We start from the raw sequence: 16,264 nt of genomic DNA, 5'->3' as shown, positions 1-16,264 counted from the left end.
CCAGACAGGACCTGAGTGGAATACCTGTTAGCCCAGACCAGACACAAAAGAAATACAGTATAAGCAAGGAGGTTCGCTATAAAGTGAAAGTCGTTCCCAGTGACCTGGAGATTGCCCAGGCCCATAAAATGATTCCCATTACCGAGATTGCCGCCCGCATCGGCTTGGGGGAAGATGACATCGACCTGTACGGTAAATACAAGGCCAAAATTAACCTGGATGTCCTGAGAAAATTTAATGACAGACCCCTTGGCAAGCTGATTGACGTTACTGCCATTACGCCGACCCCCTTGGGGGAAGGTAAAACGGTAACCACCATTGGATTAACCCAGGGTCTGGGTAAAATTGGTAAAAAAGTGATCACGACCCTGAGACAGCCCTCCATGGGACCGGTTTTTGGCATTAAAGGCGGCGCTGCCGGCGGTGGTTACGCCCAGGTGGTTCCGATGGAAGACATCAACATTCATTTCACCGGGGACATTCATGCGGTGGAAGCAGCCAATAACCTTCTGGCAGCCATGATTGACACCTCCATCCTGTTGGGCAATCCCTTGAACATCGACCCCATGACCGTCATGTGGAACCGGGTCCTGGATACCAATGACCGGGCCCTCCGGGATATCGTCATCGGCCTGGGCGGCAAAGAAAACGGCTATCCCCGCCAGACCGGCTTTGACATGGCGGTGGCCTCGGAGGTCATGGCCATTCTGGCGCTGGCAGAGAACCTGCATGATTTGCGCCGGCGTCTGGGCCGCATTATTGTTGCTTACACCTACGATGGGAAACCGGTCACTGCAGAAGACCTGAAGGCCGCCGGCGCCATGACCGTCATCATGAAGGAAGCCCTCAAGCCAAACCTGGTGCAGACCCTGGAGGGACAGGCCTGCATCATGCATGCCGGGCCCTTTGCCAACATCGCCCACGGCAATAACTCCGTGCTGGCGGACAAAATTGCCCTCCGGCTGGCCGATTATGTAGTAACCGAAAGCGGTTTCGGCTCCGACTTGGGCATGGAGAAGTTTATGAATATTAAGTGCCGCCAGTCCGGCCTGCGTCCCAGTTGTGTGGTTATCACCTGCACCATCCGGGCCTTAAAGATGCATGGGGGTCTGGGCAATGTGGTGGCCGGCAAACCCCTGCCGGAAGAACTAACCCGGGAAAACCTGCCTGCCCTGGAAAAGGGCTGCGCCAACCTGGCACACCACATTAAAGTGGCCAGTTATTTCGGGGTACCGGTGGTTGTTTCCATCAACCGCTTCACCCCGGATACCGATGCCGAAGTGGCCCTAGTGCGGCAAAAGGCCCTGGAGGCAGGAGCCCTGGGGGCTTACCCCATCACGGTATGGGCAGACGGCGGCGCAGGGGCTGTCGAACTGGCCGAGGCCGTTGTGGCAGCCTGCGAAAAGCCCTCTGATTTCCGGCTTCTGTACCCGGATAACCTCAATATAAAAGAGAAGATCGAAATTCTTGCCACCAAGGTTTATAACGCCGACGGAGTTGTTTACGAACCCCTGGCAGAACGAAAAATTAAACAATTTGAGGAGCTTGGCCTGGGGCACCTGCCCATCTGCATGGCCAAAACCCATCTTTCCATCAGCCACGATCCGGCTATGAAGGGACTGCCGAAAAACTACCTTTTCCCCATCCGGGATATCCGGGCCTCGGTGGGCGCCGGGTTCCTATACCCGCTGGCCGGCGCCATGCGAACCATGCCCGGACTGGGCTCAAAACCGGCAGCCCACCAGGTGGATATTGATGAATATGGCCGGACCATAGGACTTTTCTAGGTAAAATAAAGACGCTGCCAAGAAAAAACCCTGTAATTGAATGCAATTGCAGGGTTTGCTTTCTTGTGGATCCTATAAAATGCAATAGATGGGAAACACTAAAACAAATGAACTTTGGAGGTGACAGCATGACTCTTCGCGACAAGAGGCATACCTTACAAACAGGGGTGTCGCACGAGCAGACGGTAACCCGTAAAGGGGAATTGGTGAAAGGGGCCACCGAGGACGAGACCAGCCAGAAAGAAATGGCACCCTGGGAGAAGGAGCAGATCAACAACCCCTTTAAAACGCCGCCCAATCACTTGACCAATAAAGGCGACGAGCACGTCGGTATGGGGGAAAAGGGATAATTGATTTTACTGAAACATAGACGCAAACAATTTTTAAAAAATTTTCTATTTTCCAAAAGGAAAAAGAAAGATTGTATCGAATGAAATTTATAAAAAACAATTTGATAATACGGTTGGAGTAATCGGAGACGACCCCTAAGAAGGCAGTTTCCTTTGGGAATTGTCCTGGTTTGATGTGTTCCATACTCCATCAGCAAAGGGAAACGGCCTATTGGTACATGTTAAAATGTGCTTTGGGTCGTTTATTTTTTTGTATATTCCAAGAAATAATTAAAGATAGCTTGTTATTAAATGGTTAGGAGGAAGGATATGGACTTCTTGGAAAAAGTCATGGGCCGAAGTCATATCGGAGCGGCTATTCGGAGGGTTGAAGACCTGGAGGAGGCTGTTCGGCATCCAAATATTCACGCCATTTTCCTTTTAGGTGGGGATATTAACTATCTACCGGGGATGATTAAAAGGGTTCGCGCTTCGAGCAAGGTTATGCTGACGCATATAGATCTGCTTGAAGGCATCGGAAAAGACCGGCCTGGTATTCATCTATTAAAACGAATGGGTGTACAGGGCATTGTTACAACAAAATCAAACTTGACCAAATTAGCCATGGAGGAGGACCTTTGGGTTGTCCAACGCTTATTTATCGTGGATTCTGAATCCGTTAAAACCGCTGTTCGGGTGGCAGAAAATATTAAGCCCCATGCAGTTGAAGTATTACCGGCCACAATTCCTCAATATGTTATTCAGGATATGAAAAGGGCCCTTAACATTCCTGTTTTAGGTGGAGGGTTATTAAGGACGGAAACGGATGTTAAGGAGGCTCTTGGCAAAGGGATAGATGCCATAACAACTAGTCTCAGGCATCTTTGGAATGTTACTTTGTGATGCATTACTTAATTGATTGGGAGAGAAATATATGTTCAGGTTTGGGTTTTATAAAGGTGCGTGACGAAGACTACAACATTGTCCGCGAAATCGCCCAAGGTAGTGATACATAAAGTTGAAAAAATAAAAAAATTTTTTAATAAAAAGCAGGAATTTAAGATTAGTTGCAGAATATATAAAATAATCAAAAAACAATTTGATATTGGGTAAGGAGTTTTTGGAGATAACCCTTTGTAGGCATTTCTTATTTGATATGTCTATTTAAGGGTTTTTATTTTACTTCTTCTGGCCAGGAGAAAAGGAGACGGCCCGGATGGACATTCATTCAAAGAATGTCTGTTCTGGGCTATATTTTTTTAAGAAGGGAGGGACACTGTACCAGAGGAAAAGTTAATATTTTTTATCGGGTTTCCACAATGTGAGCCATAAATATCCTGTGGAACAACCGGGCGCTCTGTGATTAAATGGACAAGTAGTTGGATAACTGGAATGATTCATTAAACGCTAACCAGCGAAGAAGGGAAATGGAGGAGATATTTTATGTCACCATTTTTAGCGGAAATAATTGGTACGATGATACTGATCATTTTCGGTGGCGGTGTTGTAGCGGGCTGTGTACTTAAAAAATCCAAGTCCGAAAACGGCGGCTGGATTGTCATTACTTGCGGCTGGGGTTTTGGGGTTGCTGTTGCTGTTTATGCCGTTGGATCTATCAGTGGCGCCCATTTGAATCCGGCTGTCACCATTGCGCTAGCAACAATTGGAAGCTTCCCCTGGGCCCAGGTGCCTACGTATATTGCCGGTCAGATGATCGGGGCCTTTTTAGGCGCTGTAGTCGTTTGGTTACATTATTTACCCCACTGGGCTGCCACAGAAGACAAGGGAGCAAAACTGGCTGTTTTCAGTACAGGTCCTGCTATCCGCAGTACCGGCGCGAACCTGCTCAGTGAAATCATCGGTACCTTTGTGCTGGTATTAGGCATTCTGGCCATCGGCGCCAACAAATTTACCGAAGGTCTGAACCCCTTTATCGTAGGTATTCTGATTGTGGCCATCGGTCTCTCCCTAGGGGGAACCACCGGTTATGCCATTAACCCTGCCCGTGACCTGGGTCCGCGCATTGCTCACTTCGTACTTCCCATAGCGGGCAAAGGCGATTCGGACTGGGGATATGCCTGGATTCCGGTGGTTGGTCCGATTATTGGCGGTGTCCTGGGCGGACTTTTCTATAAGACTTTCTTTGGAGCCTAATCACTGATTCTTGATTTTTTAAATGAACTTATTTACCAATAAAGCTAAGTATGGGAGGTTTAATTATGGAGAAGAAATATGTTTTGGCGTTGGACCAGGGAACCACCAGCTGCAGAGCGATCCTGTTCGACCGCGACAGCAACATTAAAGGCGTGGCCCAGAAGGAATTTACTCAAATTTATCCCAAGGCAGGTTGGGTAGAACATGATGCGGAGGAAATCTGGAGCACCCAGTACGGCGTGATCGCCGAAGTCATTGCCAAAACCGGCATTAACCCCGAAGAAATCGCTTCCATTGGCATTACAAACCAGCGGGAAACCACAGTGGTATGGGATAAGACAACCGGCAAGCCGGTCTATAATGCCATCGTCTGGCAGTGCCGCCGTACTGCCGGCATTTGCGATCAACTGAAGGCCAGGGGTTTGGAACAAGTATTCAGAACCAAAACAGGCCTGGTGCTAGATGCTTATTTCTCCGGCACCAAGGTCAAGTGGATTTTAGACAATGTGGAGGGCGCTCGGGAAAAGGCAGAGAAGGGCCAGTTGCTCTTTGGAACCATGGATACCTGGTTAATTTGGAATCTGACCGGGGGTAAAGTCCATGTTACCGATTATTCCAACGCTTCCCGTACCCTGATGTATAACATTCGGGAACTTCGCTGGGACGAAGAACTCCTAAAGGAACTGGATGTACCGGCCAGCATGTTACCGGAAGTTCGTCCTTCCAGTGAGGTTTACGGCGAAACCGATCCTAAAAACTTCCTCGGCCATGCCGTCCCCATTGCCGGGGTGGCCGGCGATCAGCAGGCAGCTTTGTTTGGGCAGGCCTGCTACCAACCAGGCATGGCTAAGAATACCTATGGCACCGGCTGCTTTATGCTGATGAACACCGGTGACAAACTGTATGATTCCAAGAACGGTCTGCTGACCACCATTGCCTGGGGTCTTGACGGCAAAGTTGAATATGCCCTGGAAGGAAGTATCTTTATTGCAGGCGCTGCCATCCAGTGGTTGAGGGACGGTTTAAAGGTATTGGAAGAAGCTCCGGACTCCGAATACTTTGCCAGCAAGGTTGCGGATACCGACGGTGTGTACCTGGTGCCTGCCTTCGCCGGACTGGGCGCGCCCTACTGGGATATGCGGGCAAGGGGCGCCATTGTGGGCCTGACCCGTGGTACTACCAAGGAGCATATTATTAGGGCCGCGCTGGATTCTCTGGCTTATCAAACCAAGGATGTGCTGGGAGCCATGGAAGCAGACTCCAATATTAAACTGCAGGCACTGAAAGTAGACGGCGGTGCAGTGGCCAACAACCTGCTCATGCAGTTCCAGGCAGACATTCTGGGTGTACCGGTAGAAAGACCCAAAGTTATTGAAACCACTGCTCTGGGCGCAGCCTACCTGGCCGGTCTTGCTGTCGGCTTCTGGCAAAGCAAAGAAGAGCTGGCCAGCCGCTGGCAACTGGATCGCCGGTTTGAAAGCCAAATGGACGACGCCAAGAGAAATAAACTTTATGGCGGGTGGAAGCGCGCAGTTAGTCGCAGCATGGATTGGGCCATCGAATATTAATTTGATAGCGGCTTGAGAGATGGAGAAAGCCACACAATATCGGGGATCCTTCCTGCTATTGTGTGGCTTTTTAATAAAAGTTTTTACCGCCAAATTTTGCATCGGGGATGAGAAGTATGGAGACAGATAAAGTTCAGGTGGTGGTAATCGGTGGCGGGGCCACCGGCACAGGGATACTTCGGGATTTGGCCCTCAGGGGTATTCCCGCCGTACTGGTGGAACAGGGGGACCTGGCCCATGGCACCAGCTCCCGGTTTCACGGGCTATTACACAGCGGTGCCCGGTATGCCGTAAAGGATAAAGAAGCAGCTAGGGAATGTATAGAAGAGAATATGATTCTGCGCCGTATCGCTCCCAATTGTGTGGAACTTACCGGGGGTCTCTTTGTACAACTGCCTGAAGATGACCCCCAATACGCTGACCGGTGGATTACCGCCTGTGCCGAAGCAGGCATTAACTGTGAAGAGATCGATGTGCAGGAATTAATAAAGAAGAATCCCGTTTTATCCCCCAACGTTACCAGGGCCTTCAAGGTTCCTGATTGTGCGGTGGACGGTTTCCGAATTCTCTGGGGCAATGTCAATTCTGCCCGACGCTACGGTGCAAGAGTTCTAACTTATCACCGTGTTTCTGCCATTCATCAAAGCAACGGCAGAGTTACAGGGGTAGAATTAATTAACCAACTGAACGGGCAAAAAAGATCTGTTGAATGCGAGATGGTTATTAACGCTGCAGGGCCCTGGGGCGGAGAAGTAGCGGCCATGGCCGGGTTGGAAGTTAATGTGATTAAGGATAAAGGGACTTTGGTGGCTTACAATCACAGGTTGATGAGCATGGTGGTAAACCGGTTACGACCGCCGGGAGATGGGGATATTTTTGTGCCCCATGGCACCATTACCATCCTGGGTACCACATCTACTACCGTGGATAACCCGGGCTGTACAAAACCAGGCCACAATGAAGTCCTTGAACTCATTAAAATCGGCCAGGAAATGGTGCCGGAATTAGAAAGTTACAGACTGATCAGGGCCTTTGCCGGAGTGAGGCCGTTGTATCAAGAGAACAGTGCCGCCGGCGGCAGGTCTGTTACCCGTAACTTTGCCCTGTTGGATCACCGGCAGAGAGACGGCTTGGCCGGCATGGTGAGCATCGTGGGCGGCAAGTTCACCACCTTCCGCCTGATGGCGGAAAAAACCGTTGATTTGGTGGCCAGCCAGCTGGGGGTTAATGCCCCTTGCCGGACTGCCCGGGAACCGCTGACGGCTCCGGTGTCAGAGGAACTGCTGGAACGGGGCAAGAAAGTCTTTGGTGTTCCCGGTGCCAAAAAGGCCGCTGAGAGATTGGGAGACAGCTTTGCCCAGGTGGTGGAGCAGGCAGAAAAAAATCCTGACAAAGGCAGGATCTTTTGCGAATGTGAAGTGGTCAGCCTGGCTGAAATCGAGCATGCAGCCCACAGTGGGGACAGCTTTACCCTGGGAGACATTCGCCGCAAGACCAGAATGGGCATGGGCACCTGCCAGGGCACCTTTTGCAGCTATCGTATACTGGGGGCTTTAAGTGGTTACCCCCAGTTCGCCGGGAACCACCGGGAGTATTTAACCAAGTTTTTGCAAAAGCGTTGGAAGGGCATGAGACCGGTGTTGTGGGGCCAGCAACTGCGGGAGGCCCAACTGTCAACCGGAATTTATTGCACACTATTTGCTATGGAGAGAATGAGGTAATGAATAAATATACGGACGTATTAATAATCGGAGCCGGTCTCTCCGGACTCATGGCCGCTGCCAAAGCTGCTGAGCTAGGTAAAAAAGTGACGCTGGTGGCCAAAGGCATGGGGGCGGTGGGACTTTCCTCCGGCTGTATTGACCTCTGGGGTTATAACCTGGAGGATCCGAACCAGGTATGTCAGGACCCTCTGGCTGAAATTGCCCGGCTGTGCGCTGTCAACCCGCAGCATCCCTATGCCAGGGTACAGGATGTGCTGGAGGAAAGCCTTCTCTTTTTCCGGCGGGTTTGCCAGGAAAACGGTAACCCATACCTGGACCACAGGGGGGGCAACTGGCTGCTTCCCACCGCCCTTGGCACTCTGCGCCCCACATACCTGGCCCCCGCCAGCATGGCCGTAGGTGACCTGCAGCAAGTCCGCGGCGTTCTGGTGGTGGGTTTTCGAGAATTAAAGGATTTCTACCCGGATGTGCTGGCAGCCAACCTGAAGAAGTCCGGGGTACTACAGGCCGATTGCCCCTTAAATACTCTGATGGTATGCGCCGGCGGGGGAGAACTTACCCCTAACACGCTGGCCCACCGCCTGGAGAACCCGGCGGTAGTGGATCGTATCGTTGACCAAATAAAGCCCCACCTGTTGCCCGGTGCGGTCTTGCTGTTGCCGCCGGTACTGGGGGAACGTTGGGATTCCCAAGTGGCAAAGAACCTGGCCGAGAAACTGGGTCACCCGGTTTACGAAGTGGCCAATATACCCCCGGCTTTACCCGGGCAAAGGTTACAGCAAATGCTGCTGCATCACGTTAAGGGCCAGGGCGTTGAAGTGGTCATTGGCTGCACGGTCAACGGCGCCCGGGTGGCCGACAAACGCTGTACGGAAGTGCTGGCCACCGGCGCCGGCAAACCAATAAAAATATCCGCCAAAACCGTTATACTGGCCACCGGTTCATTCCTCGGGGGAGGCCTGGAGTCCAAACCGGGCAAAGCCTGGGAAAGCATTTTCCGTTTGCCGGTGGAAATCGGCCATGAAAAGTGGTCTGCCCGGGATTTCCTGTCCATGGCAGGGCACCTGTTTAATCAAATGGGCATCAAGGTAAATGAACACTTGCGGCCGGTCGATAAAACGGGAGAGGTCATCATAGAAAATGTTATGGTCACCGGTGCCAATCTGGCGGGGTGCAACCACCCCATTGAAAAATGCGGCAACGGGGTGGCGGTTGCTTCGGGATATAAGGCAGGAAAACTGGCAGGGGAGGTGGGAGAATGAGCAGTGATCACCGACTTGCTTTAGATAACTGCATAAAATGCTCCATTTGCGTGTCCCATTGCCCGGTGGCCAGGGTGACGGACAAGTTTGCCGGTCCCAAGCAAAACGGGCCCGACCTGGAGCGTTTCCGGTTGGAGGAACCGGCGGCGGTACACCCGTCCATCGGTTATTGCACCAACTGTAAAGGATGTGATGTGGTCTGTCCCTCGGGCGTTGCCGTCTCGGCCATGAACTGCCGGGCCAGGGGAGAATATGTGTCTCTGCATGGCGCTCCCCTGCGGGATAAGATCCTGGCCAGGGTAGACCGGATGGGTAGAGCAGCCCGGCTGGCGCCGTCCCTGGTGAACCGGTTGGCTGGCTTGCGACCTCTCCGGTTACTGGCGGAAAAAATGCTGGGTATAAGCGCCGCCATGACCATGCCCCGCTATGCAAAAAAAACCTTTCTGGAATTATATAAGCCCAAAAACATTGGCGATACCGGGAGAAAAGTGCTGTACTACCCGGGATGCTATGTAAACTACAATGCACCTGAGGTCGGGTTGGCCCTGGCAGAAGTTTTGGCGCATAACAACATCCGGGTGGAAGTGGAGCAATTTGACTGCTGCGGCCTGCCGTTAATTGCTAACGGATTGTTAGATACGGCCAGGGATCAAGCCAAGAAAAACCTGGCCAAGTTACAGGGTTATATCAACAGGGGTTATGATATTGTCACCACCTGTCCCAGCTGCCATCTCACCTTGCGGCAAGAATACCGGGAACTCTTTCAATTGAATACCGACCCGTTACATGAAAAAATGCTGGATGTCTTTGAATATTTAAGCGTGTTGCTACAGCAAGGGAAATTGGTTACCCGATTTGAGGAATTGCCCTTACAAGTGGGTTACCACCAGCCCTGTCACCTTAAAGCGGCCGGGTGTGGTGTGCCTTCCCGGGAGATCCTGCAATTGATCCCCGGTTTGCGGGTGGCAGACCTGGATGCCGGCTGCTGCGGCCTTGCGGGTACCTACGGGTTTAAAAAAGAAAAATACGCCATCAGCCAGGCAATCGGCCGCAATGTTTTTAACGCTGTAAAAGAACTGGGGGTTCGGCAGGTCATCAGCGAATGTGGCATGTGCCAGTTACAAATTCACCATCTTACCGGTGTTGCTGTGTACCATCCCCTCCAGGTGCTGGCACAGGCCTGTGGCCCTGGCAAATGGCTTGCCAAGTAAAATGATATAAAAACTTGCACGCATCAGCATGCAAGTTTTTTACTTGCGTTAATTTTTAAAAAATGTGCAAATAAACAACTTTGTTGGCAGGAATTTGCTCATACGCACAGAATACAATGTTCATATAAACAATTGAAAGGATCATTTAAACATGAGTAGGCAAGTAACCATGATTACCGCGGGGAGGAACGGCGGATGAGAAAAACAAAAATTATTTGTACCATCGGGCCGGCCAGTGAAAGCAGGGAACAGGTACAGCGGCTGTTGGCCGCCGGAATGGATGTGGCGAGGCTGAATTTTTCCCATGGCACCCACGAAGAACACGGCAGACGCATCTCCACCCTCCGGGAAGAGGCTGCCAAAATGGGTAAGCATTTGGCCATTATTCTTGATACCAAAGGGCCTGAAATCCGTACAAGAATGGTTCCTGAGCAGGGTGTGTATCTCTGTAGCGGTGACACCTTTATACTGGACACCGATCCCGAACCCGGTTCCCGAGAAAGGGTGGGCATTACTTACCGAGACCTGTGGCAGGAGGTGGCCCCGGGAACCCGGATTTTAATTGATGACGGGCAAATTGAACTGGAGGTCACCGCTGTGCAGCAGGAGCGGATCACCACCGTGGTGCGCAATGGCGGGCTCCTGAAGTCCCAAAAGGGAGTCAACATCCCCGGAGTTTCCATTCAACTGCCTGCCGTTACCGAAAAAGACATTGCGGACATCCGGTTCGGGCTTTCCCAGGGCATTGATTTCATTGCCGCGTCCTTTGTACGCAAAGCGGCCGATATTCTGGCGGTACGCCGGATCGTTGAAGAGGCGGGCGCCAGTGTGCATATCATTGCCAAAATTGAGAACAGAGAAGGGCTGGAAAACCTCGATGCCATTTTACAAGTGGCTGATGGGTTGATGGTAGCCCGTGGGGATCTTGGCGTGGAGATTCCGGCTGAGGAAGTGCCCATTGCCCAAAAAGAAATGATCAATAAATGCAATCTTCTGGGCAAGCCGGTGATCGTTGCCACACAAATGTTGGACTCTATGATTCGTCAGCCCCGCCCTACCCGGGCCGAAGCCAGCGATGTGGCCAATGCCATTTTAGACGGGGCCGATGCCATCATGTTGTCCGGTGAAACCGCTGCCGGTAAGTATCCGGTGGAAGCGGTAAAAATGATGGATAAAATCGCCAGACGTACAGAAACTATACTATCCAACCAAAGCAGGGAGCGAAACCTTCACGTTAATGTAACGGAGGCAATCAGTCACGCCAGCTGTACCATTGCCGAAGATCTCCATGCAGCGGCCATCTTGACGCCCACTCACTCCGGCCTGACGGCCAGGATGATTTCCAAATATCGCCCCCGGTGCCCCATTGTGGCAGCCACACCCTTTGCAGGGACGGCCCGGCGGTTGGCCCTGCAATGGGGTGTACAACCGCTGCTGGTGCCGGAAAGCGCCGGTACGGACCAGGTGATGTCGGTGGCAGTGACAACGGCCCTGCAGCACAACCTGGTGCAAACCGGTGATGTGGTGGTGATTACCGCCGGTGTCCCCGCCGGTCAAGCAGGAACCACCAACATGATCAAGATCCAGGTTGTGGGTAATATTTTAACTAGGGGAGCCGGTATCGGCCGTCAGGCCTACTCGGGGACTGCCCGGAAGATCACCTCTCCTGAAACGGACACCTTCAACAACGGGGATGTCCTTGTGGCAGCTGCCATTGATGCCGGTTTTATGTCGCTGGTGGCCCGGGCCGGGGCGCTGGTTGTTGAGGAGGGCGGTTTAACTTCCCACGCCGCCATTGCGGCCCTGCATTATGGTATTCCGGCGGTGGTAGGCGCGGCAGAGGCTTTAATAAAAATTTCCGAGGGGCAGACCGTTACGGTGGACGCCCTCTCGGGGGTGGTTTACGAAGGTTCTGTAGCCATTCTATAGAGTAAACACAAGTTCAGGTGGGAGGCAATGGAATGAGTGGCGAGCGCCAAGAGAAGATTCGCTTATTACTCCAGGAACACGGGCATCTGACCGTCTCGGAATTGGCCCAGCGTTTTGAAGTATCTGAAATGACTATTCGACGGGACTTAAAGGCCCTTGCCGCCTTAGGCCTGGTGCAGCGTGAACACGGGCGGGCGCTCTATCCTCAGACTGCCACCGATACTCGTTTTTTCTCCCGGTTGGGAGAGGCCGAGCGGGAAAAAACCGCCATTGGCCGTATGGCTGCGGGCCTGGTTGCAGAGGGAGAGACCATTATCCTGGATGCGGGGACAACCACCCTGGCTGTTGCGCAATCCATCAACAAACCCTGCGTTGTCATTACCAACTCGCTGCCCATCGCCTCGGTTCTGGCCAACCGCGGGGAAGAAACCACCGTGCTGGTTACCGGGGGAGAAGTGCGGGGAACCACCCACGCGCTGGTGGGGCCAATGGCCCGGGCCGGTTTTGCTGGCTTCAACGCTGACAAGTTGTTTCTTGCTGCTACCGGTGTCAGCATTGAACGCGGGTTGTCTACCAACAATATGTTGGAATCAGAGGTTAAACAGGCCATGCTGACTGCCGCCAGGGAAGTCATTCTAGTGGCCCATAGTGGGAAATTTAACCATGTATACTATCATACCTTTGCCCGGTGGGATAAGGTACATACTGTGATTACCGACGCCGGGTTGCCGGAGGAAACCCGCCGGGAACTTGAAAATTTAGGGGTCAGGGTATTGGTGGCTCAAATATAAAACGAACGGTAATAAATAATGTACAGCTGGTAAATTCTTTTTAGTTAACTAAAAAAATAAATTAAATGGAGGTAATGAAAATGACAGTTAAAATTGCCATTAACGGTTTTGGACGGATTGGCAGGAATGTTTTGAGGGCCATGTTGAAACGGGATTTGTTTGGTCCGGGAGATCCTGTTGAGATCGTAGCCGTAAACGACCTGACCGACCCGCAAACCTTGGCTCATTTGCTGAAGTATGATTCTGTACATGGCGAACTGGATGCTGAAGTGGCTTGCACCGAAAATACTATTCTGGTTAATGGTACTGAAATTAAAGTATGTGCTGAAACCGACCCGGCTAAACTGCCCTGGAGCGAACTGGGTGTTGATATTGTCATTGAGTCCACCGGTCGCTTTACAAAGGGCACGGATGCCGCCAAACATATCCAGGCCGGCGCTAAAAAGGTAATTATCTCTGCACCTGGCAAAGAAGTGGATGCCACCATTGTTATGGGGGTTAATGACCATACCTACGACCCGGCCAACCATCATGTTATCTCTAACGCTTCTTGCACCACCAACTGCCTGGCCCCCTTTGCCAAAGTGTTGCATGAAAAATTTGGCATTGTGAAGGGCTTAATGACCACCGTACACTCCTATACAAACGACCAGCGTATTTTGGATTTGCCTCACAAGGATTTGCGTCGTGCCCGGGCGGCAGGACAATCTATTATTCCCACCACCACCGGCGCGGCCAAAGCAGTGGCCCTGGTGCTGCCTGAATTAAAGGGTAAGCTGAATGGTTTTGCCATGAGGGTTCCCACCCCCAACGTGTCAGTGGTGGATCTGGTGGCTGAACTGGCTAAACCCACCAACGCAGAGGAGGTTAACGCCGCCCTCAAAGAAGCTGCCGAGGGCCCCCTGAAAGGTATTCTTGCTTTCAGTTCCTTGCCGCTGGTGTCCAAAGACTTTAACGGTAACCCCCATTCTTCCATTATTGACGGCCTTTCCACCATGGTCATTGAAGGCAATATGGTCAAGGTGGTTTCCTGGTATGACAACGAGTGGGGCTATTCCAACCGCGTGCTGGATCTGGCGCTGCTGGTAGCTGAAAAGGGGCTGTAGAACTATGCAAAAAAAGTCCGTTAAGGACATTGATGTAAAAGGCAAGCGGGTCTTTGTCCGGGTGGATTTCAACGTTCCCCTGGACGGCGACGTCATTACCGATGATACCCGTATCCGCAAGGCCTTGCCCACCATCCAATACCTGATGGATCAGGGGGCCAGGGTGATCCTGGCCTCCCACCTGGGCCGCCCCAAAGGCGAAGTGGTTGAAAAATACCGTTTGACCCCGGTGGCCAAAAGGCTTTCGGAATTGCTGGGCAAGGAAGTTATCAAGGTGAACGATTCGGTGGGGGAAGAAGTTAAGCAATCCATTGCAGCCATGCAGAACGGTGATGTGCTGCTGCTGGAAAATGTCCGTTTCCATGCCGAGGAAACCAAAAATGATGAAAAATACGCCAGACAGCTGGCGGAACTGGCCGATATCTTTGTCAACGATGCCTTTGGCGCCGCCCACCGGGCCCATGCATCAACAGCCGGAATTGCCAAATACCTGCCCGCTGTGGCCGGTTTTCTGATGGAGAAGGAACTGGCAATGTTGGGCCAGGCGGTAACCACCCCTAGGCGGCCCTTTGTGGCCATTATCGGGGGCGCCAAGGTGTCCGATAAAATCGGCGTCATTGAGAACCTGTTAAATAAAGTTGATACATTGATCATCGGCGGCGGGATGGCCAATACCTTTTTAAAGGCCCAGGGGTATGGTACGGGAACATCTCTGATTGAGCCGGAAAAAGTAGAACTAGCTAAAGAGTTAATGCGGCGGGCGGCGTCCCGTAATGTAGAACTTCTTTTACCCACCGATGTGGTGGTGGCGCGGGCCTTTGAACCAACTGCCGAGAGCCGGGTGGTAACGGTGACAGAGATTCCGGAGGACTGGATGGTGCTGGACATCGGACCGGCCACTGCTGCTAAGTATGCTGAAGCGGTTCAAAAAGCAGCAACCGTTGTTTGGAACGGGCCCATGGGAGTTTTTGAAATGGATGCCTTTGCCAAAGGCACCGAAGCAGTGGCCAAAGCCCTAGCGGATTCTCCTGCCATTACTATCATAGGTGGCGGTGACTCGGTGGCTGCGGTGAATAAGATTGGCGTAGCGGATAGGATCACCCATATCTCAACTGGCGGCGGAGCTTCTCTGGAGTTCCTGGAAGGGAAAGAGTTGCCCGGAGTAGCGGTGCTTCAGAGTAAATAAAAGCAACAGCGCGGCGGTACATGTGCCGCCGCCATCTAAATGCGTGGTGTTGGAGGTACAACGATGCGGCAGTTAATCATCGCCGGAAACTGGAAGATGCATAAAAATATTCACGAGGCACTGGAGTTTTTGCAAGAATTGCAAGGGAAATTGGGCAGCACACCGGTGGAAGTGGTGGTATGCCCGCCCTTTACCGCCCTGGCGCCGGTGGCCGAAGCCTTAAAGGGCAGCAGCATTGCTCTGGGTGCCCAAAACATGCACTGGGAAAAGCAAGGGGCCTATACCGGGGAAATTTCACCCCTTATGCTAAGGGAGATCGGGTGTAAATATGTCATCCTGGGCCACTCGGAAAGAAGGCAGTACTTTGGAGAAACCGACGACAGTGTTAACAAAAAAGTGAAAGCAGCCCTGGCACACGGTCTTATTCCCATCATCTGTGTGGGAGAGACCCTGGACCAGCGGGCAGCCGGCCTCACCGAACAAGTGGTGGCCACCCAGACCACAGGGGCCCTGGAGGGTCTGACCCCCGGGCAGGTGGCGGGCCTGGTCATTGCCTATGAACCGGTCTGGGCCATCGGCACCGGCAAAACAGCCTCAGAGGAAGATGCCCAGCAGGTCAACCGCTGCATCCGTACAGTGATTGCCGACCAATACGGCGCCGCTGCTGCCGAGGCGGTGCGCATACAATACGGCGGCAGCGTGAAGCCCGGCAATGCCAGGGCGTTAATGGCGCAGCCGGATATCGACGGCGCCCTGGTGGGCGGCGCCAGCCTGCAAGTGGACGACTTTATCGGTATCATTGAAAACTCTCTGTAAAACATATGAGACCTGCGAGGTTTAAGCTCGAGACCCGGATGAAACAGGGATATTATGGAACCTCGACCTGCGACCTCGAACCTCGAAACTGAGGAGGTTCCGAAATTGAACAAAGAAAAACATCCCCTGGCCTTAATTATCCTGGATGGCTGGGGTGTCAGTGAAAATGAGAAGGGCAATGCCATCGCCCAGGCAGTGACCCCCAACATCAAGAACTATATAACCAACTACCCGTATACCACGCTGGCATGCTCCGGACTGGCCGTGGGCCTGCCCGCAGGGCAAATGGGAAACTCCGAGGTGGGACACCTAAACATGGGGGCCGGCCGGGTGGTCTACCAGGAACTGACCCGCATCACCAAATCCATCCAAGACGGGGAATTCTTCAGCAACCCGGAACT

At 52.4% G+C, this 16,264-nt stretch carries 13 protein-coding genes and 1 pseudogene; all 14 read left to right on the top strand.

Going from position 1 to position 16,264, the window contains the following annotated elements; genetic code table 11:
• Positions 1–83: 83 nt before the first annotated feature.
• Positions 84–1,787, top strand: coding sequence for a formate--tetrahydrofolate ligase (locus BUB67_RS12320; RefSeq protein ID WP_073239729.1), 1,704 nt, complete (start codon positions 84–86; stop codon positions 1,785–1,787).
• Between the two features lie 128 nt (positions 1,788–1,915).
• Positions 1,916–2,137 (top strand): hypothetical protein, encoded by a 222-nt coding sequence (locus BUB67_RS12315; RefSeq protein WP_073239728.1) that lies wholly within the window; start codon positions 1,916–1,918, stop codon positions 2,135–2,137.
• Between the two features lie 309 nt (positions 2,138–2,446).
• A complete protein-coding gene (locus tag BUB67_RS12310) occupies positions 2,447–3,019 on the top strand; it encodes a glycerol-3-phosphate responsive antiterminator (protein WP_073239727.1) in 573 nt (190 codons plus the stop codon).
• 540 nt (positions 3,020–3,559) lie between these two features.
• On the top strand, positions 3,560–4,270 hold the full coding sequence (locus BUB67_RS12305; protein WP_073239726.1) for an MIP/aquaporin family protein: 711 nt from the start codon (positions 3,560–3,562) through the stop codon (positions 4,268–4,270).
• A gap of 65 nt (positions 4,271–4,335) precedes the next feature.
• On the top strand, positions 4,336–5,838 hold the full coding sequence (glpK, locus tag BUB67_RS12300) for a glycerol kinase GlpK (protein ID WP_073239725.1): 1,503 nt from the start codon (positions 4,336–4,338) through the stop codon (positions 5,836–5,838).
• 116 nt (positions 5,839–5,954) lie between these two features.
• Positions 5,955–7,559, top strand: coding sequence for an anaerobic glycerol-3-phosphate dehydrogenase subunit GlpA (gene glpA, locus BUB67_RS12295; RefSeq protein ID WP_073239724.1), 1,605 nt, complete (start codon positions 5,955–5,957; stop codon positions 7,557–7,559).
• A complete protein-coding gene (glpB, locus tag BUB67_RS12290; protein ID WP_073239723.1) occupies positions 7,559–8,824 on the top strand; it encodes an anaerobic glycerol-3-phosphate dehydrogenase subunit GlpB in 1,266 nt (421 codons plus the stop codon). The genes glpA and glpB overlap by 1 nt, the downstream gene beginning before the upstream one ends.
• A complete protein-coding gene (locus tag BUB67_RS12285) occupies positions 8,821–10,035 on the top strand; it encodes an anaerobic glycerol-3-phosphate dehydrogenase subunit C (RefSeq protein WP_073239722.1) in 1,215 nt (404 codons plus the stop codon). The genes glpB and BUB67_RS12285 overlap by 4 nt, the downstream gene beginning before the upstream one ends.
• Before the next feature lie 195 nt (positions 10,036–10,230).
• On the top strand, positions 10,231–11,964 hold the full coding sequence (pyk, locus tag BUB67_RS12280) for a pyruvate kinase (RefSeq protein WP_073239721.1): 1,734 nt from the start codon (positions 10,231–10,233) through the stop codon (positions 11,962–11,964).
• A 32-nt stretch (positions 11,965–11,996) separates the two neighbouring features.
• Positions 11,997–12,755: a DeoR/GlpR family DNA-binding transcription regulator gene (locus BUB67_RS12275; protein WP_073239720.1), complete on the top strand. Its 759-nt coding sequence runs from the start codon at positions 11,997–11,999 to the stop codon at positions 12,753–12,755.
• Positions 12,756–12,835: 80 nt separating this feature from the next.
• Positions 12,836–13,861 carry a type I glyceraldehyde-3-phosphate dehydrogenase gene (gene gap, locus BUB67_RS12270; protein ID WP_073239719.1) on the top strand — a complete coding sequence of 342 codons (1,026 nt, stop codon included), beginning with the start codon at positions 12,836–12,838 and terminating at the stop codon, positions 13,859–13,861.
• Positions 13,862–13,865: 4 nt separating this feature from the next.
• Complete coding sequence (locus BUB67_RS12265; RefSeq protein ID WP_073239718.1) at positions 13,866–15,047, top strand: phosphoglycerate kinase; 1,182 nt, start codon at positions 13,866–13,868, stop codon at positions 15,045–15,047.
• Between the two features lie 63 nt (positions 15,048–15,110).
• The gene (gene tpiA / locus BUB67_RS12260) at positions 15,111–15,863 is read left to right on the top strand and encodes a triose-phosphate isomerase (RefSeq protein ID WP_073239717.1); all 753 of its coding nucleotides are present in this window, start codon (positions 15,111–15,113) and stop codon (positions 15,861–15,863) included.
• Between the two features lie 105 nt (positions 15,864–15,968).
• Positions 15,969–16,264 (top strand): annotated as a pseudogene (locus BUB67_RS12255) (2,3-bisphosphoglycerate-independent phosphoglycerate mutase); the annotation flags it as partial.

The organism is Desulforamulus putei DSM 12395 (assembly GCF_900129195.1).
Classification (GTDB): domain Bacteria; phylum Bacillota; class Desulfotomaculia; order Desulfotomaculales; family Desulfotomaculaceae; genus Desulfotomaculum; species Desulfotomaculum putei.
Note: the sequence above shows the minus strand (reverse complement) of the source record. Positions and strands in the feature narration are given on the sequence as shown.